Genomic DNA, 17017 nt, shown 5'->3' with positions numbered 1-17017 from the left:
TTGTTCAGTTAACCCTGCAACACGTTTTGTATTTCAGGAAAGAAGGAGATCATATCAAAAATTTAAGCCCCTCCGGCGTTCTGCCGGAAGAAGTTGAAGGAATCGTCCAGGGTCATCGCGACGGACACGGTTTTGTGCAGCGGGACGACGGCGAGGCCGACATCTATTTGCCCCCCAACGAGATGCGTGCGGTCTTGCATAAAGACCGCGTCAAGGCGCGCGTTGTGCGGCAGGACCGGCGCGGTCGCCCCGAAGGGCGCGTCGTCGAAATCACCGAGCGGCCGGAGCAGCCCATCATCGGGCGCCTGCTGCACGAAGGCGGCGTCTGGCTTGTCGCGCCGGAAGACAAGCGTTACGGCCAGGACGTACTCATTCCCAAAGGTGCAACAGGTCCCGCAAAGGTGGGACAAGTTGTAGTCGTGCAACTCACCGAACCGCCGGCGCTCTTTGGCCAACCCGTTGGCCGCGTGAAGGAAGTGCTGGGCGAGATCGACGACCCCGGCATGGAGATCGAAATCGCGGTGCGCAAGTACGGCGTGCCGCATGAGTTCTCGCAGGATTGCCTCGCGGAAGCGAAAGCGCTGCCGGACAAGGTACGGCCCGCGGACAAACGCTCGCGTGTCGACTTGACGGACATACCGCTGGTCACCATCGACGGCGAGGACGCACGCGACTTCGACGACGCGGTGTATTGCGAGCCGGCCAAGGTCGGACGCGCGAAGGGCTGGCGCCTCTTGGTGGCCATCGCCGACGTGAGCCACTACGTGCAGACGGGCACGGCCATCGACATCGACGCATACGACCGCGCCACCAGCGTGTACTTTCCGCGCCGGGTGATCCCGATGCTGCCGGAGAAACTCTCCAACGGCCTGTGCTCACTCAACCCCGAAGTCGAACGCCTGTGCATGGTGTGCGACATGCTCGTCACGGCGACCGGCGAGATCTACGCCTATCAGTTCTATCCGGCGGTGATGTTCAGCCACGCGCGCTTCACGTACACCGAAGTCGCGGCAATTCTTGCGAACACGCGCGGCCCCGAAGCAGCCAAGCGCAAGGACCGCGTGAAGGATCTGCTGAACCTGTCCGACGTCTACAAGGCCTTGCTCAAGCAGCGTGGCCAGCGTGGTGCGGTTGACTTCGAAACCACCGAGACGCAGATCATCTGCGACGACGCGGGACGCATCGAAAAGATCGTGCCGCGCGTGCGCAACGAGGCGCACCGGCTCATCGAGGAGGCCATGCTGGCGGCCAACGTGTGCAGTGCCGACTTCATCGCCGAAGGCAAGCACCCGGGCCTGTTCCGCGTGCACGAAGGCCCGACGCCGGAGAAGAAGGAAATCCTGCGCAACTACCTCAAGGCCATGGGCGTGGGCATGTCGATCAGTGACGATCCCAAGCCCGCGGAGTTCCAGGCCGTGGCCGAAGCCACCAAGGAACGGCCCGACGCGCAGCAGATCCATACGATGCTGCTGCGCTCGATGCAGCAGGCCATCTACACGCCCATCAACAGCGGCCACTTTGGCTTGGCCTATGAGGCCTACACGCACTTCACCAGTCCGATCCGGCGATACCCGGATTTGCTGGTGCATCGCGTGATCAAGGCGATCCTGGGCAAGACGAAGTACCAGTTGCCCATGCTGCCGACACCCGGCGAGGCGCACGCCAAGCTGGCCAAGCGGCTGGCTGCGCGCGTGAAGGCACCGACCAGCAAGCCGCAGAAGGTGACCGCAGCACCCAGCAAGGAAACGCTGGCATGGGAAGCCGCAGGCCTGCATTGCAGCGCCAACGAACGCCGCGCCGACGAAGCGAGCCGCGACGTCGAGGCCTGGCTCAAGTGCAAGTACATGCGCGAGCACTTGGGCGAGGAATACGGCGGTGTCGTCACGGCTGCGACCACCTTCGGCATCTTCGTCACGCTGGACGCGATGTACGTCGAAGGCCTGGTGCACATCACGGAACTGGGCGGCGAATACTTCAAGTTCGATGAGGCGCGGCAGGAGTTGCGCGGCGAACGCACGGGCATCCGCTATGCCATCGGCTCGCGCGTTCGCGTGCAGGTCAGCCGCGTGGACCTGGATGGCCGCAAGATCGACTTCCGCCTGGTGCGCGAGGGCGAAGAGCTCGCCAACCGCGCCATGAAGGACAAGGGCCTGCCGGCGCCCAAGGGCGTGCCGACCAAGGCTGCCGACAAGCGTTCGGGCCGCAAGAAGGAAGGCGCCAAGGAGTCCACGCGCACAACGGGGCAATCGCCCATCCAGGCGCTGCGGGCCGCCGTCAAGAAGGCCGCCAACAAGATGAAAACCAAAGGGCGCACCGCGCGCCGATAAACAGGAGATTCAATCGATGACAGCAGGAACCAACAACAGCCGCATCGCCATCGTGACGGGCGCCGGCACCGGCATCGGCCGCGCCGCGGCGCTCGCCTTGCTCGCCGACGGCTGGAGCGTCGCGCTCGCAGGGCGTCGCAGCGAGCCGCTCGATGCGGTGGCGAGCGAGTCGGGTGCGGGAGATCGGGTGCTGGCCGTGCCGACGGATGTGGCCGACCCCCAGTCGGTCGCAGCGCTGTTTGCAAAGACCGTCGAGCGCTTCGGGCGCGTGGACTTGCTCTTCAACAACGCCGGCGTGGGCAACCCTCCCGGCCCGTTTGAAGACTGGACGCCCGAGCAGTGGAAGGGCGTGGTGGACATCAACCTGAACGGCATGTTCTATTGCCTGCAGGCGGCTTTCCGAACGATGAAGGCGCAAAGCCCGATGGGTGGGCGCATCATCAACAACGGTTCAATCTCGGCCACCACGCCGCGTCCCAATTCGGCCGCCTACACGTCGACCAAGCATGCGGTGAAGGGACTCACCAAGACCGCGTCGCTCGACGGCCGCAAGTACGACATCGCCGTGGGGCAGGTCGACGTGGGCAACGCGATGACGGAACTGGCTGCGCGCATGGCCAAGGGCGTGCCGCAGGCCAATGGCGAGCTGGCCATCGAACCCCTGATCGACGTGAAGATCGTGGGCCAGTCGGTGCTCTACATGGCGAACCTGCCGCTGGAAGCCAACATCCTGTTCCACACCGTGATGGCCACGAAGATGCCCTTCGTCGGCCGCGGTTGATCGCGCTGCGCGAAGCAGGCCGGTCTTAGCTTTGCGCGAGGGCGCCGGCCGTGAGTGGCCGGCCTTCGGGCCACACATCCGCCAGTGCGCCGTGCCGCCATACCGCACCGCGCGCGGCGGTGAGGGCGTCCTGGCCGCTGGCGAGTGCGGCGCCCACCATGCCGGCGAGCACATCGCCGGTACCGGCGGTGGCGAGCCTGGCATTGCCTGTCAGGTTGATGGCGGGCGTGGCGTTCGGCCCGGCAATGATGGAGCCTGAGCCTTTCAGGACCACGACTGCCTCGAAGCGCGTCGCCAGTGCATTGGCCGCCGCCAAACGGTCTTTCTGAATGCTGTCCGTGCCTGTGCCCAGCAGCCGCGCCGCCTCGAGCGGATGAGGCGTGAGCACGGTCTGCCATCCACGCTTGCCGCGGGCGGCCAGGAGGGTCTGCAGGTTGCCGACGTTCGCGATGGCATTGAGTGCATCGGCATCGAAGACGGCGCGCCTTGCCGTGGAGAGCACCCGCGGCAGCACGGTGCGAACGGCGAAGCCGCCGCCGCACCCGCAGACAGTGGCGAGGTCTGCGAGGTCCAATGCATCAGCGCTTCGAAACATGAGTTCCGGCTGCAGTGGATGGAGCATGGTGCGGCTGCCATCGAGCATGCCGACAAACACCCGGCCTGCGCCTGCATGCAGCGCCGCGGAGGCCGCCAGCAGGGCGGCGCCACTCATGCCGGGCGCGCCACCGATCACCGCGACGTCGCCGTAGCTTCCCTTGTGGGATGCATGTGGTCGCTCCGCCAAGGCCGGCGCCGAATTCAGTTGCGCAACGGGGCGCTCCGTGCCTGGCGCGCAGGTCAGGTCCTCGAACCACACCTCGCCCGCCGCATCTCGACCGTGTGCGGTGAAGAGGCCGGGCTTCAGCGTGAGCAGGCTGAGGCAGTAGCGTGGGGCGCTGCTTCGCAGGGCCAGGCTCGAAGCGCCGGTGTCGGCATTCAACGCGGAAGGCACATCGACGCTCAACACCGCGCCCTTGTCCATATGTTCGAGCCATTGCGCAAGGACGCCTGCGGGCGTGCGCGTCGCGCCGATGCCGAGCAGGGCATCAATGGCCAGGTCAAAGGTGGCGGGCGGCTCATCCACGATGCTCACGCCTGCAGCCTTTGCGCGTTGCAAGGCATCCAGCGCGTCCGCCGGCAGGCGCGACGCGTCGCCTGCAAAGGTCACGATGGGCGCAAAGCCGCGCTGCTGCAACTCGGCGGCGGCTTCGAATCCGTCGCCGCCGTTGTTGCCGGGCCCGCAGGCGATCCATATCGTGCGTGCGTGAGGTGCCAGTGCTGCGGCCAGATTGGCCACGGCCAGTCCCGCACGTCGCATCAGCGCATGGGGTGGCAAGTTCAACGCGGCAGCCTGTTCGATGCGCCGCGTCGCCGCCACGTCGAAGAGTTGCGCGGTGCTGTCCGTGGTGATGCGGCGCATGGCGTGGACGAAGCTGTTGAGGTCAGCCGTTGAGCAGGCGCTCGACGCCGAGGCCCTCGATGTCGATGCCGGCGTCACGCCCTCCGACCAAGTCGGCCAGCACGCGTGCGCTGCCGCAGGACAGGGCCCAGCCGCTGGAGCCGTGCCCCAGGTTCAGCCAGATACCAGGAATGCCGCTGGCGCCGATCACGGGCGGCCCGTCCGGCAGCATGGGGCGGGCGCCTTTCCATTGCTGCACGCCGGATTTCAGGGCGACGGCACCCGGAAACCAGTCGTGCAAAACCTTGTACAGCGTCTGCAGTGCAGCAGGGTTGATCTGGTCGCGCACGCCGCCCAGTTCCGCTCCACCGGCCACGCGCACCCGCATGCCCAGGCGCGAAATCGCGACCTTGAAGCGCTCATCCATCACGGCGCTGCGCGGGGCGTTGAGCGGCTCGCGAATCTGCGCGCTGATCGAGTGGCCGTACACCGGCGCCAGCGGGATCTGCAAGCCAAGCGGACGCAGCATCTCGGCCGACGCCAGCCCGGTGCAGATCACGACGGCGTCGAACTCGTGCGCGGGCGAGCCGCCGGCCAGTGACAAGGACCGCGGCGCCGCCCGATTGAGCGGCGCGATGTCGCAGCCGAAATGAAACTGCGCGCCCAACGACTCCGCTTCGCGCTTGAGCAGCATCGCGAATTGCCGGCAGTTGCCGACTTCGTCGTCCGGCAGGTGAATGGCGCCGGCCAGGTCGGTTTCCGTGCTCAGGGCAGGTTCGATCTTGCGTGCTTCGTCGGCATCGACCTCATGGAACTTGGTGCCGGCGTTGCGCAGCAGTTCCAGGCCGGCTTGCACCATCTTGCGGTCGCGCTTGGAACGCAGCAGCACCATGTAGCCGTCGCTGCGCTCGTAGTTCAGTTCACGTTCCTGAACGATCTCGCGCAGCCGCAGCCGGCTGTAGAAGGCCAGTCGCTGCATACGCGAGCGGTTCTGCAGATAAGTTTCGAGCGCGCAGGCCCGCTGCCAGCGCGCCATCCAGCGGAAGTCATTGGACGTCAGCGGCCAGCGCAACTTGACGGCGCCGTGGGTGGACAACAGGGAGCGCAGCACCTTGCCGCGCATGCCGGGAGCGGCCCAGGGGGTGACGTAGCCGGGCGCCACGACGCCCGCATTGGCAAAACTGGATTCTTCAGCAGCCGCGTTGCGGCGTTCGAATACGGCGACTTCATGCCCGTCGACCGTCAACTCCCAGGCGGTGGTGACGCCGATGATGCCGGCGCCAACGATCGCGATCTTCATTGGATGTTTGATGGACAGAGAAAGCGAGCCCCGTCGGCCCGCCCATACAGGTGTCGAGCATAGACGAGCGGACAGGCTTTTTGTCCGCTTTGGTGCCTATTACTTCAGTCTGCGCTGCAGCAGCACGACAGCCGCCGTGGCCAGCGCGAGCGCCGCCAGCACGCGGTACAGGTTTTCGCAGGACACGAGAAGCGACTGTTGCTCCACGATGCGCGCGAGTTCGGCCATCGCGGCGCCGTGGGCCTGGGCGGCTGAAAGGCCGTGCGCCACGAAGCCCGCTTGCAAGCTGTCCAGCCAGCCCGTGGCCTGTGGATTGGCAGGGCTGAGCGTGGCGGCCAGCTGTGAATAGTTGGCAAACTGAAAGTCCTGCAAGGCGATGGCCGCGATGGCGGTTGAAAACGATCCGGCGATCTGCCGCATCAGGTTCTTGCTCTGATAAGCGTGGGCAAAGCGTTCGTCGCCGAGCTCGCGAAAGGTCAGGCCCGCGACCGGCAAGACCAGCAGCACACCGAAGACACCCTTGGCCACCAGCGCCGCGAGCAAGGCGGAGGAGGGCACACCCGTCGGCATGCTCGCGAACAGCCACGCCGCGATCGCCATTGCCAGGGCGCCGGTCACCATCAGCGGTTTCTTTTGCGGCAATCGCGCGCCGCGCTTGATGTACAGGTAGGCGAAGCCAAAGCTCACCAGCGCGGCGAAGGTGTTGAGCAGGCCGGTGGCGTGGATGGGAATGCCCAGCCCGCGCTCGGCATAGATCGGAAACAGGTAGCCGCTCGCATTCGAGAGGCAGTAGTTCAGGAAGTACAGCACCAGGCCGGTGATGTACGCCGGGTGGCGCAGTTCCCGCAGCCGCAGGAGCGGTTCGTCGTGCCCCCATTGGTGCGTCAGGAACCAGCCCAGCAAGCCGACGCCCGCCACCGCGATGACCAGCAGATGCAAGGGATGCGCGAAGAAATCGTAGCGCGCCTGCGACAAGCCCAACTGCACGAGCGTGATGGCCGCGGCGAAGAGGAGCAGCGGCCCCGCCGCCCATTTCACCGGCTCGCCGCCGCGTCCCACGTCGTCGGGCAGCAGGAGCCACGCGCCGGCGAGCGAAAGGCCCGTGAGCGGAACGATGGCCAGGAACACCCAGCGCCATCCCCACGCGTCGACCAGCGTGGCTGCGAGCAGTGGGCCGGTGGCGACCAAACCGAAGGCCACCAGCATGAAACGCTTCAGTGCCTGCGGGCGGTCTTTCGGGGCGAACAGCATCGGGACCAGGATCCGGCAGCTCGTGAAGAATGCGCCTCCGCCGAAGCCCTGGACCAGGCGCGCCAAGGTCAGCGTAGGCAGGTCGTTCGACGCGGCCGAGGCCAAGGCGCCCACGAGGAACAAGCCGAGTGCCGCACTGAGATAGCGCCGATAACCGAAGTGCCTCGACAGCCACTGCTGCAGCACGATCATCAGCATGCTGCCGATCGCATACGCCGCCTGCACTTGGGCGAATTCGCGCGGGGCCGCGTCGATGGCGCCCACGATGTGGCTGGCGGCGAAGACGAACATGCCGTTCTCGAGAAACTCGACGCCCACGATGAGCCCGAGCAGAAGCATCAGGAGGCGCTTCTTGTCGGCGCGCCAAAGACCGGCCGCTTCCGGTTGCGCGGCCCGGGGCGAAGTCTCGGCGCTCATGATTCGTCGGACGGCGCCAGCTCTTTGTGGAGGCGGCGCAGGACGCCCAGCGACTGGCGGGTGCCCTCGGCGCCGATGGCGCCCCAGCCGGCTTGGTAGCCCTCATGGACGCTTGGCGCGGCCCGGCGCAACAGGTCGCGCGCTGCGTCGGTCAGCGACAGTTCGAGGCTGCGGCGGTCGCCGCGGCCCGGCAGGCGCTGCGCGAGTCCCTTCTTCTCGAGCCCGTCCAGCAGGCGAGTGACTTGGGTGCGCGTCGCGTCCAGGGTCGTGCTCAAGTCGGACGGGCGAACGGGTTCGACCGCATCGTCGGCAATGAGCACCAGCGCGAGGTACTCGCGCATGTCGATGCCCAGGGGCTTCAAGGCCTCGTCGATGCGGGCCTCCAGCAGGTGGGCGACCCGAAACAGCATGCGCGACGCGGCGATCGCGTTGGCAACTTCAGGTGGCCTGCCGGACAGCAGGCGATCGAGGCGGGATGGGCGGCTCATGGCGTTTAATATGATTTCAAACGAAATTATATCGTTTGAAATCAAATGTCGCTTGTCCTTTCCGCTCAAGGGCGGCGGGACGGAGAGCTATCGGTTGGCGAGCAACTTCTCGACTTGCAACCCGATGCCCAGCACGGCGTCGTCATGCATCGCGCCATGCCAGATCATCAGGCCCGCGGGCAGATCGCCCGCCGGTTGGCACGGCAGGGAGAGCGCGCAGCCATCCAGCATGTTGACGATGGAGGGATTGCGCAGCAGCAGGGCGTTGACGCGGAAGAACTCCTCGTCGCGTTCTTCGCCCGGCGCGACGCTGGCGAGGAGCGGGGCCGTGATCGGCACGGTGGGTGAAAGCACCGCGTCGAAGGGCTGGAGCGCCGTCTCCATGCGTGCGATCCAGTCCGCACGCGCGTGGATGAGGTCGATGTACTCGTACGCCGTCATCGACGCGCCCTTGAGAATGCGCATGACCACCCGCGGGTCGTAGCCGGCCGCGCTGCGCTCCAGCAGGTGGCGATGCCAGGCGTAGCTCTCGGCTGCGGAAAAGCCACCGGTCGCGTTGATCGACGCGAGGTCCGCCAATGGGGGTAGCTCGATTTCGTCGATGCGCGCTCCGGCATCCCGCAGGCGTCGCACGGCGCCTTCGAAGGCCGCCGCCACGGAGGGTTCCAGCGCATCCAGGAAGACGTTCTTGACGACGGCCAGGCGGCATTCGGCAAGCGGGCGGGCATTGGCCTCCACGCGCCGCGCTGCCAGAACCTCATGAACGGTGACGGCATCGCGCACCGAGCGCGTCATGGCGCAGACCGTGTCGAGCGTGGTCGACAGCGGTGTCGCGCCCGCGGTGGGAACAAGGCGCGCCGTGCTCTTGAAGCCGACGATGCCGTTGAGCGCAGCCGGAATCCGGATCGAGCCACCGGTGTCCGACCCCAGTCCGACGAAGGCGGCGCCCGTCGCCACCGACACCGCGGCGCCAGACGACGAGCCGCCCGGAATCCGCGGCCCCGGATCGTCTGCGGCGCCGGCCGCATTGGCAGGCGTTCCGTGATGCGGATTGACGCCCACTCCTGAGAACGCGAATTCCGTCATGTTGGTCCGACCGATCACCGCGCCGCCAGCGGCACGCAGGCGCGCCACCGCCATCGCGTCAGCCCGCGCCGCCGGCGTATGGGACAGGACGACTGAGCCTGCGGCCGTAGCCTGCCCCTCGATGTCGAACAGGTCCTTGACCGAGACCGCCAGTCCCGCCAGCGCCTGGTCGGATCCGGCGGCCGCGGCGGCTTCCAGCGCCTGCTCAAACATCGGCCGGACGAAGGCGTGCTCGCAGGCCGGCGACGCGGCAACTGCCACGGCGCGCTCCATTTCGGTGCGCGCGCTGGTCGCGCCGGACTGGATGGCAAGGCGGGTTTCGTAGAGGTCTGGTTGCATGTCTGGTCGAGGGGAGGAGGGGGAGAAGGCGAAGGATTGGAGTGCTATACTCGCTCGGTTTCGCTGATTGTGTGTTTTCCTGTTTTGAGGCAAGCACCGCTTTTACAGCATCAGCCCTGAAACGCATCCGCAAACCGGTCCCCTCAAGGTGTTGCGACCTCATCCCGAGGCGCAAAACGGGCCGGATTTTAGACATAACCTTTGGAGTAAATTCAATGTCGACCACCATGCGCGAAATGCTGGAAGCCGGTGTCCACTTCGGTCACCAAACCCGCTTCTGGAACCCCAAGATGGCCCCGTTCATCTTCGGCCATCGCAACAAGATTCACATCATCAACCTGGAAAAGTCGCTTCCGATGTTCCAGGACGCGATGAAGTACGCCAAGCAACTCACCGCCAACCGCGGCACGATCCTCATGGTCGGCACCAAGCGCCAGGCCCGTGAAATCGTGGCGGCTGAAGCCCGCCGCGCCGGCGTGCCTTTTGTCGACACCCGTTGGCTCGGCGGCATGCTGACCAACTTCAAGACGGTCAAGACTTCCATCAAGCGCCTGAAGGACATGAAGGCCCAGCAAGAAGCTGGCCTCGAAAGCCTGAGCAAGAAAGAGCAACTCACGTTCACCCGTGAAATCGAAAAGCTCGAAAAGGACATCGGTGGCATCCAGGACATGACCGCGCTGCCCGACGCCATCTTCGTGATCGACGTGGGCTTCCACAAGATCGCCGTGGCTGAAGCCAAGAAGCTGGGCATCCCGCTGATCGGCGTGGTCGACTCCAACCACTCGCCCGAAGGCATCGACTACGTGATCCCCGGCAACGACGACTCGTCGAAGGCCGTCACGCTGTACGCCCGCGGCATCGCCGACGCCATCATCGAAGGCCGTGCTGACGCCGTGAACGACGTCGTCAAGGCCGTGGCCGAAGGCGGCAACGACGAATTCGTCGAAGTCGAAGAAGGCGCTTCCGCCTGATCTGCTCCCTCTGGAGCCTGAAGAAGGGGCTTTGTTGCCCCTTTTTTTTAATCTGAATACTGATTTACGGAGTTAGAAATGGCAGCAATCACCGCAAGCATGGTTGGCGAACTGCGCGCAAAAACCGACGCGCCCATGATGGAATGCAAGAAGGCCCTGACCGAGGCCGAAGGCAACATGGAAAAGGCCGAAGAGCTGCTGCGCATCAAGCTGGGCAACAAGGCTGGCAAGGCTTCGGCCCGCGTGACGGCTGAAGGCGTTGTGGCCGCCTATGTCGACGGCAACGTCGGCGGCATGATCGAAATCAACTGCGAAACCGACTTCGTCACCAAGAACGACAGCTTCCTGGCCATGGCCAAGGCTGCTGCCGAACTGGTCGCCAAGAACAACCCCGCCGACGTGGCTGCGCTGGGCGCCGTGGCCTACGAGCAAGACGGCTTCGGCCCGACCCTCGAGGACGTGCGCAAGGGCCTGATCGGCAAGATCGGCGAGAACATGACGTTCCGCCGCTTCAAGCAATTCAGCTCCGGCGCCAAGCTGGCTTCGTACCTGCACGGCACCCGCATCGGCGTGCTGGTCGAGTACGAAGGCGACGACACGGCTGCCAAGGACGTCGCGATGCACATCGCCGCCATGAAGCCCGTCGCGCTGTCGACCGCCGACGTGTCGGCCGACCTGATCGAAAAAGAGCGTGCCGTTGCCGCTGGCAAGGCCGAAGAAGACCGCAAGACCGCCGAAGCTGCTGGCAAGCCGGCGCAATCGGCTGAGATCGTCGCCAAGCGCGTCGAAGGCGCGGTGCAGAAGTTCCTCAAGGAAGTCTCGCTGCACAACCAGGCTTTCGTGAAGAACGACAAGCAGACCGTCGAAGCGATGCTCAAGGCCGCCAACACCTCGATCAAGGGCTTCACGATGTACATCGTGGGCGAAGGCATCGAGAAGAAGGTCGACGACTTCGCCGCCGAAGTGGCAGCGCAAGTCGCCGCGGCCAAGGGCGAAAAGGCCCCCTCCTGAACGACAGGCGCCGCGAAAGCGGCGTCATCGCTTCCACCTCCGAATTTCACACCCAGCCACCATTGAAGGAAAAGCCCATGCACGACGCCCGCCCAGCCCACAAGCGAATCTTGTTGAAGCTGTCGGGTGAGGCCTTGATGGGTGACGACGCCTTCGGCATCAACCGCGCGACCATCGTTCGCATGGTCGAAGAGGTGGCCGAGGTGGTGAACATGGGTGTGCAGGTCGCCGTCGTGATCGGCGGCGGCAACATCTTCCGCGGCGTCGCGGGTGGCTCGGTCGGCATGGACCGCGCCACCGCCGACTACATGGGCATGCTCGCCACGGTGATGAACTCGCTGGCCCTGGCAGACGCCATGAACAAGCAGGGCCTCGTGGCCCGCGTCATGTCGGCCATCGCCATCGAGCAGGTGGTCGAGCCCTACGTGCGCCCCAAGGCGCTGCAATATCTCGAGGAAGGCAAGGTCGTCGTTTTCGCGGCAGGCACTGGCAACCCCTTCTTCACCACCGACACGGCCGCCGCGCTGCGTGGCGCGGAAATCGGCGCCGAACTGGTGCTCAAGGCCACCAAGGTCGATGGTGTTTACACCGCAGATCCCAAGAAGGATCCTTCGGCCACGCGCTATTCGACCTTGACGTTTGACGAAGCCATTTCGAAGAATCTGGGCATCATGGATGCCACGGCTTTCGCGCTGTGCCGCGACCAGAAGCTGCCCATCAAGGTGTTCTCGATCTTCAAGAACGGCGCCCTCAAGCGTGTCGTGATGGGCGAAGACGAAGGCACGCTTGTGCATGCCTGATACAAAATGGCGCCTGCCGAGCGCTCTGGTGGCGGCTCGGCGCCAGTCTTTCAGGAACTATTGAGATGACGACAACAATTGCCGAGATTCGCAAGGCGACCGATACCAAGATGGATCAGTCGCTCGCTGCTTTCCAGAACAACCTCACCAAGATCCGCACCGGCCGGGCCAACCCGGCGCTGCTGGACACGGTGCACGTCGACTACTACGGCTCCTCGGTGCCGCTCAGCCAGGTCGCCAACGTCTCGTTGATCGACTCGCGCACGATCAGCGTCCAGCCCTGGGAAAAGGGCATGGGCGCCAAGATCGAAAAGGCCATCCGCGAAAGCGACCTGGGCCTGAACCCGGCGTCGATGGGCGACCTGATCCGCGTGCCGATGCCGCCGATGAGCGAAGAACGCCGCAAGGAAATGACCAAGCTGGTTCGCAACGAAGGCGAAGCCGCCAAGATCGCCACGCGCAACCTGCGCCGCGACGCGAACGAAGCGGTCAAGAAGCTTGTCAAGGACAAGCTGGCCTCGGAAGACGACCAGAAGCGCGCCGAAGCGGATATCCAGAAAGTGACCGACCGCCACATCACCGAAATCGACAAGCTCGTGACGGCGAAAGAGGCGGAGATCATGGCGGTATGACATGAGCGATGAGGTAGCGTCCATCCCCCACCACATTGCCATCGTCATGGATGGCAACGGTCGCTGGGCGACCAAGCGCTTTCTGCCGCGCGTTGCCGGGCACAAGCAGGGGGTCGAGGCGCTGCGTCGCTGCGTCAAGGCGTGCGCCGACCGCGGTGTCGGCGTGCTGACGGTGTTTGCGTTTTCGTCCGAGAACTGGAACCGGCCGATCGAGGAAGTCTCCGGCTTGATGGAACTCATGGTCGTCGCGCTCAACCGTGAAGTGCCCCGCCTTTGCGAAGACGGCGTGCGCATGCACTTCATCGGCGAGCGGCGTGGGCTGTCCGAGAAGATGATCTCGGGGCTCGTGCAGGCCGAGGCCGCGACGGCGCACAACACGCGCTTGCTGTTCAACATCTGCTTCAACTACGGCGGACGCTGGGATATCGCCCGTGCGGCTGCACAGCTGGTCGAACGCGGCGAGCCGCTGACCGAGGCCAACCTCGACCGCGCCATGTCGCTCGCGCATGTGCCGGATCCCGACCTTTTCATTCGTACCGGTGGCGAGCAGCGCTTGTCCAACTTCCTGCTGTGGCAAAGCGCGTATTCCGAGCTTTTCTTCAGCGACTGCCTCTGGCCCGAATTCGACGCGGCCCGGCTGGACGAGGCCATCGCCGCCTACCAGAACCGCGAGCGCCGTTTCGGCAAGACCTCCGCACAGGTCAAGGCTTCGGGGCCCCGCGCCCGGTTGTCTGCCTGAGCCCGATGCTCAAGCAACGCATCATCACGGCCGCGGTCCTGCTGGCCATCCTGCTGCCTGCGCTTTTCTATCGCTCCTACGTTCCTTTCGCATGCGTCATGCTGGTGCTGATCGGCGCGGGGGCGTGGGAGTGGGGTCGCCTCAATGGCTGCGGGCCGCGCGTGTCGGTCTTCCTGGGCGTGGAGGCGGTGGCGCTGTGCGCCCTGTCGTGGTGGCTCGGATTGCTCGAGCAGCCATTGCCTTTCGTCTGGACCATTGCAGGCGCTGCCTGGGTGCTGGGCGGCGCGCTCCTGTTGCGGGCGGCCGTTCCGGGCTGGCCCACCGTACCTCGCGCCGTGCGACTGGTGGGCGGGCTGCTGGCCCTGTGGGTGGCATGGCTGGCGGCGGTGCAGGCGCGGCTGATCGGCATCAATTTCCTGCTGTCCATCCTGGTGCTGGTGTGGGTGGCCGACGTCTTTGCCTATTTCGCCGGACGCGCCTTCGGCCTTCGCTTTACCAAGGGCAAGCTGGCGCCGTCCATCAGCCCGGGCAAGAGCTGGGAGGGCGTCTGGGGCGGCATGGTGGGCGTCGTGGTGCTGGCCGCGTGCTGGATCTGGGCGGACAGTGCGGCGCAGTCTTCGGTTGCCAGTCTTTACACGCGCTTGCTGGCGCGCGGCTGGTGGCTGCTGCTGATTGGAGTAGTGTTCCTGTCGGCCATGAGCGTGGTGGGCGACCTCGTTGAATCGCTCATCAAGCGCAGCGCCGGCGCCAAGGACAGCAGCAACCTGCTGCCGGGCCACGGCGGCGTGCTCGACCGCGTAGATGCACTCTTGCCAACCCTTCCCCTTGCCATGATGCTGGCTTTCCTGTGAACCCGACCACCAAGAAACGCGTAACGATCCTGGGCTCCACCGGCTCGGTGGGCGTGAGTACGCTCGACGTCATCGCGCGCCACCCCGGCCACTTCGAAGTGTTCGCCCTGTCGGCCGCCACGCGGGTGGACGACATGCTGGCCCAGTGCGCCCGCTTTTCGCCCCGCTTTGCCGTGATGGCGAGTGCGCCCCACGCCGCCTTGCTGGCCGAAAAACTTCGCCACAACGACCTGCAAACCGAGGTGCTGACCGGCGCTGACGCGCTGGAAATCATTGCCTCGCACGACGAGGTCGATGCGGTGATGGCCGCCATCGTCGGCGCGGCGGGCCTTCCACCCTGCATGGCTGCCGCCCGTGCGGGCAAGCGTCTCTTGCTCGCGAACAAGGAAGCCCTGGTGGTCGGCGGCGATCTCTTCATGAACGCTGTTCGACAGGGCGGTGCAGCGCTGCTGCCCATCGACAGCGAGCATTCGGCCATTTTCCAGTCACTGCCCGAAGACCCGGAAACGTGGCCCCGACGCATCGACAAGATCATCCTCACGGCGTCGGGTGGCCCGTTTCGCACGCGTGATCCGCAATCGCTGGGCGACGTCACGCCGGAGCAGGCGTGCGCGCACCCCAACTGGGTGATGGGCCGCAAGATCTCGGTCGATTCGGCCACCATGATGAACAAGGCGCTCGAAGTGATCGAGGCGCGTTATCTCTTCGGCGTCACGCCCGAGCAGATCGAGGTGGTCATTCATCCGCAGAGCGTGATCCATTCGATGGTGCAGTTCACCGACGCGTCGGTCATCGCGCAGCTCGGCACGCCGGACATGCGCGTGCCCATCGCCTGCGGGCTCGCCTGGCCGGAGCGCCTTGAAAGCGGTGCGACGCGGCTCGACTTCCGCAGCCTGTCGGCGCTGACCTTCGAGGCGCCCGACGCCACCCTGTTCCCTGGGCTCGACCTCGCGTGGCAGGCGCTGCGCGCGGCGCCTGGCACGACGGCCGTGCTCAACGCCGCCAACGAGATCGCGGTCGAGGCCTTCCTTGACCGCCGCCTGCGCTTTGATCGCATTCACGCGGTCAACATGGAAACATTGCAATCGGTCGCGCCCGCGAAGCCGGGATCGCTGTCCGACCTGCTGGAGCTCGACGCCAGCGCGCGCGCGGCAGCCAACGCGGCGGTGCTGCGATTTGCCGCCTGACACGGCATTCAATCCGGAGGCCACATGCTTACCGTTGTAGCTTTCATCGTGGCGCTGGGTGTCCTCATCGCAGTGCATGAATACGGTCACTACCGGGTCGCCGTGGCATGCGGGGTGCGCGTGCTGCGCTTTTCCATCGGCTTTGGCAAGACGCTCTACCGCTGGCAGCCCAAGCGCCAGCATCCGGGCCAGGACACCGAGTTCGTGATCGGCGCTTTCCCGCTGGGCGGGTACGTCAAGATGCTCGACGAGCGTGAAGGGCCTGTGGCCCCGGAGGAGCGGCACCGCGCATTCAACACCCAGCGCCTGCGCAATCGCGCAGCCATCGTCGCTGCGGGGCCGATCGCCAACCTGCTGCTGGCCGTGGTGCTGTACACGGCCGTGAACTGGATCGGCGTGGAGGAGCCGGTGGCGCGCCTCGCACGTCCGGTGGCTTCGTCGCTGGCGGAACAGGCGGGACTGCACGGCGGCGAGCACGTCTTGCGCGCGGGCTTCGAGGGCGTGCTGGAGCCCGTCCAGTCCTTCGAAGACTTGCGCTGGCGCATCACACGCGGGGCGCTCGAGCGCCGCGATCTCGAACTCGAAGTCGATCAGGAAGGCCGTGGCGGCATCCGCATGGTCACGCTGCCGCTCAGCCAGATCGAGGCCAAGGATGCCGACGCGCAGATGTTCAGGCGTATCGGCCTCCTGGCTCCGCTGACGCGCCCGGAGATTGGCGAAGTCATGTCCGGCGGCGCCGCGGAGCGTGCGGGCCTGCAGCGCGGCGATCTGGTCCGCGCCGTCGGCAACACGCCCATCGTCGACGGACAACAACTGCGCGAAGTGATCCGTACGTCGATCGCGGGCGACAAGCCCGTTTCCCAGCGCTGGCGCGTCGAGCGCGAGGGCAGGATGGTCGACATCGATGTCGCGCCAGATGTGCGCGACGAGGCTGGCGTCAAGATGGGCCGCATCGGCGCCTACGTCGGCGCGCCGCCTGAAACGGTCACGGTGCGCCAGGGGCCCATCGACGGTCCGTGGCTTGGCCTGGTGCGTACATGGGAGGTGTCTGCGCTCACGGTGCGCATGATGGGCAAGATGCTCATCGGCGAGGCCTCACTCAAGAACCTCAGCGGGCCGCTCACCATTGCAGACTATGCGGGCAAGTCCGCAAGCCTGGGTCTCACGCAATACCTGGTGTTTCTCGCGCTCATCAGCGTGAGCCTTGGCGTGCTGAACCTGATGCCACTCCCGGTCCTCGATGGGGGGCACCTGATGTATTATCTTTGGGAAGGCCTCACGGGGAAGAGCGTCTCGGACGAATGGATGGAACGATTTCAGCGTGGTGGCGTCGCGCTGCTTCTGATCATGATGTCGATTGCGCTCTTCAACGACGTGACTCGGCTTTTCGGTTAACTAC

15 protein-coding genes are annotated in these 17017 nt (G+C 65.6%); 10 read left to right on the top strand and 5 right to left on the bottom strand.

The window, feature by feature from the left end:
* The first annotated feature begins 80 nt into the window (after positions 1 to 80).
* Positions 81 to 2327, top strand: a complete 2247-nt coding sequence (gene rnr, locus QTI66_RS10015) for a ribonuclease R (protein ID WP_286559956.1) — start codon at positions 81 to 83, stop codon at positions 2325 to 2327.
* Positions 2328 to 2343: 16 nt separating this feature from the next.
* A complete protein-coding gene (locus tag QTI66_RS10010) occupies positions 2344 to 3108 on the top strand; it encodes an SDR family oxidoreductase (RefSeq protein ID WP_286559361.1) in 765 nt (254 codons plus the stop codon).
* 25 nt (positions 3109 to 3133) lie between these two features.
* Here QTI66_RS10010 and QTI66_RS10005 read toward each other — a convergent pair whose 3' ends face one another.
* From QTI66_RS10005 to QTI66_RS09985, 5 genes are all read right to left on the bottom strand, one after another.
* A complete protein-coding gene (locus QTI66_RS10005) occupies positions 3134 to 4567 on the bottom strand; it encodes an NAD(P)H-hydrate dehydratase (RefSeq protein WP_286559360.1) in 1434 nt (477 codons plus the stop codon).
* 22 nt (positions 4568 to 4589) lie between these two features.
* The gene (locus QTI66_RS10000) at positions 4590 to 5846 is read right to left on the bottom strand and encodes a D-amino acid dehydrogenase (protein ID WP_286559359.1); all 1257 of its coding nucleotides are present in this window, start codon (positions 5844 to 5846) and stop codon (positions 4590 to 4592) included.
* A gap of 99 nt (positions 5847 to 5945) precedes the next feature.
* Complete coding sequence (locus QTI66_RS09995; RefSeq protein ID WP_286559357.1) at positions 5946 to 7514, bottom strand: MFS transporter; 1569 nt, start codon at positions 7512 to 7514, stop codon at positions 5946 to 5948.
* The gene (locus tag QTI66_RS09990) at positions 7511 to 8002 is read right to left on the bottom strand and encodes a MarR family winged helix-turn-helix transcriptional regulator (RefSeq protein ID WP_286559356.1); all 492 of its coding nucleotides are present in this window, start codon (positions 8000 to 8002) and stop codon (positions 7511 to 7513) included. Before QTI66_RS09990 ends, QTI66_RS09995 begins: the two co-directional genes overlap by 4 nt.
* 87 nt (positions 8003 to 8089) lie before the next feature.
* Positions 8090 to 9427 carry an amidase gene (locus QTI66_RS09985; RefSeq protein ID WP_286559355.1) on the bottom strand — a complete coding sequence of 446 codons (1338 nt, stop codon included), beginning with the start codon at positions 9425 to 9427 and terminating at the stop codon, positions 8090 to 8092.
* Positions 9428 to 9642: 215 nt separating this feature from the next.
* Here QTI66_RS09985 and rpsB point away from each other — a divergent pair, with 215 nt between their 5' ends.
* The 8 genes from rpsB (at position 9643) to rseP (ending at position 17013) form a co-directional block, all read left to right on the top strand.
* Entirely contained in the window at positions 9643 to 10398 is a 756-nt protein-coding gene (gene rpsB, locus QTI66_RS09980) for a 30S ribosomal protein S2 (RefSeq protein ID WP_286559354.1), read from the top strand.
* 78 nt (positions 10399 to 10476) lie between these two features.
* Positions 10477 to 11409, top strand: coding sequence for a translation elongation factor Ts (gene tsf, locus QTI66_RS09975; protein WP_286559352.1), 933 nt, complete (start codon positions 10477 to 10479; stop codon positions 11407 to 11409).
* Between the two features lie 77 nt (positions 11410 to 11486).
* Positions 11487 to 12209 (top strand): UMP kinase, encoded by a 723-nt coding sequence (gene pyrH, locus QTI66_RS09970; protein WP_286559351.1) that lies wholly within the window; start codon positions 11487 to 11489, stop codon positions 12207 to 12209.
* 65 nt (positions 12210 to 12274) lie between these two features.
* The gene (frr, locus tag QTI66_RS09965) at positions 12275 to 12841 is read left to right on the top strand and encodes a ribosome recycling factor (RefSeq protein WP_286559350.1); all 567 of its coding nucleotides are present in this window, start codon (positions 12275 to 12277) and stop codon (positions 12839 to 12841) included.
* 1 nt (position 12842) lies between these two features.
* On the top strand, positions 12843 to 13580 hold the full coding sequence (uppS, locus tag QTI66_RS09960; RefSeq protein WP_286559349.1) for a polyprenyl diphosphate synthase: 738 nt from the start codon (positions 12843 to 12845) through the stop codon (positions 13578 to 13580).
* 5 nt (positions 13581 to 13585) lie between these two features.
* Complete coding sequence (locus QTI66_RS09955) at positions 13586 to 14431, top strand: phosphatidate cytidylyltransferase (RefSeq protein ID WP_286559348.1); 846 nt, start codon at positions 13586 to 13588, stop codon at positions 14429 to 14431.
* Entirely contained in the window at positions 14428 to 15618 is a 1191-nt protein-coding gene (gene ispC, locus QTI66_RS09950; RefSeq protein ID WP_286559347.1) for a 1-deoxy-D-xylulose-5-phosphate reductoisomerase, read from the top strand. The genes QTI66_RS09955 and ispC overlap by 4 nt, the downstream gene beginning before the upstream one ends.
* A 24-nt stretch (positions 15619 to 15642) precedes the next feature.
* Complete coding sequence (gene rseP / locus QTI66_RS09945) at positions 15643 to 17013, top strand: RIP metalloprotease RseP (protein ID WP_286559345.1); 1371 nt, start codon at positions 15643 to 15645, stop codon at positions 17011 to 17013.
* Positions 17014 to 17017: the final 4 nt, after the last annotated feature.

The sequence above is a fragment of the Variovorax brevis genome, assembly GCF_030317105.1.
GTDB lineage: Bacteria > Pseudomonadota > Gammaproteobacteria > Burkholderiales > Burkholderiaceae_C > Variovorax > Variovorax brevis.
Note: the sequence above shows the minus strand (reverse complement) of the source record. Positions and strands in the feature narration are given on the sequence as shown.

Excerpts from the sequence above, each read along its gene's own strand:
- rpsB (WP_286559354.1), top strand. The coding sequence starts at position 9,643 with ATGTCGACCACCATGCGCGAAATGCTGGAAGCCGGTGTCCACTTCGGT.
- rseP (WP_286559345.1), top strand. The coding sequence starts at position 15,643 with ATGCTTACCGTTGTAGCTTTCATCGTGGCGCTGGGTGTCCTCATCGCA.
- QTI66_RS10005 (WP_286559360.1), bottom strand. The coding sequence starts at position 4,567 with ATGCGCCGCATCACCACGGACAGCACCGCGCAACTCTTCGACGTGGCG.
- QTI66_RS09985 (WP_286559355.1), bottom strand. The coding sequence starts at position 9,427 with ATGCAACCAGACCTCTACGAAACCCGCCTTGCCATCCAGTCCGGCGCG.
- QTI66_RS10010 (WP_286559361.1), top strand. The coding sequence starts at position 2,344 with ATGACAGCAGGAACCAACAACAGCCGCATCGCCATCGTGACGGGCGCC.
- uppS (WP_286559349.1), top strand. The coding sequence starts at position 12,843 with ATGAGCGATGAGGTAGCGTCCATCCCCCACCACATTGCCATCGTCATG.
- frr (WP_286559350.1), top strand. The coding sequence starts at position 12,275 with ATGACGACAACAATTGCCGAGATTCGCAAGGCGACCGATACCAAGATG.
- tsf (WP_286559352.1), top strand. The coding sequence starts at position 10,477 with ATGGCAGCAATCACCGCAAGCATGGTTGGCGAACTGCGCGCAAAAACC.
- QTI66_RS09955 (WP_286559348.1), top strand. The coding sequence starts at position 13,586 with ATGCTCAAGCAACGCATCATCACGGCCGCGGTCCTGCTGGCCATCCTG.
- pyrH (WP_286559351.1), top strand. The coding sequence starts at position 11,487 with ATGCACGACGCCCGCCCAGCCCACAAGCGAATCTTGTTGAAGCTGTCG.
- QTI66_RS09995 (WP_286559357.1), bottom strand. The coding sequence starts at position 7,514 with ATGAGCGCCGAGACTTCGCCCCGGGCCGCGCAACCGGAAGCGGCCGGT.
- QTI66_RS10000 (WP_286559359.1), bottom strand. The coding sequence starts at position 5,846 with ATGAAGATCGCGATCGTTGGCGCCGGCATCATCGGCGTCACCACCGCC.
- QTI66_RS09990 (WP_286559356.1), bottom strand. The coding sequence starts at position 8,002 with ATGAGCCGCCCATCCCGCCTCGATCGCCTGCTGTCCGGCAGGCCACCT.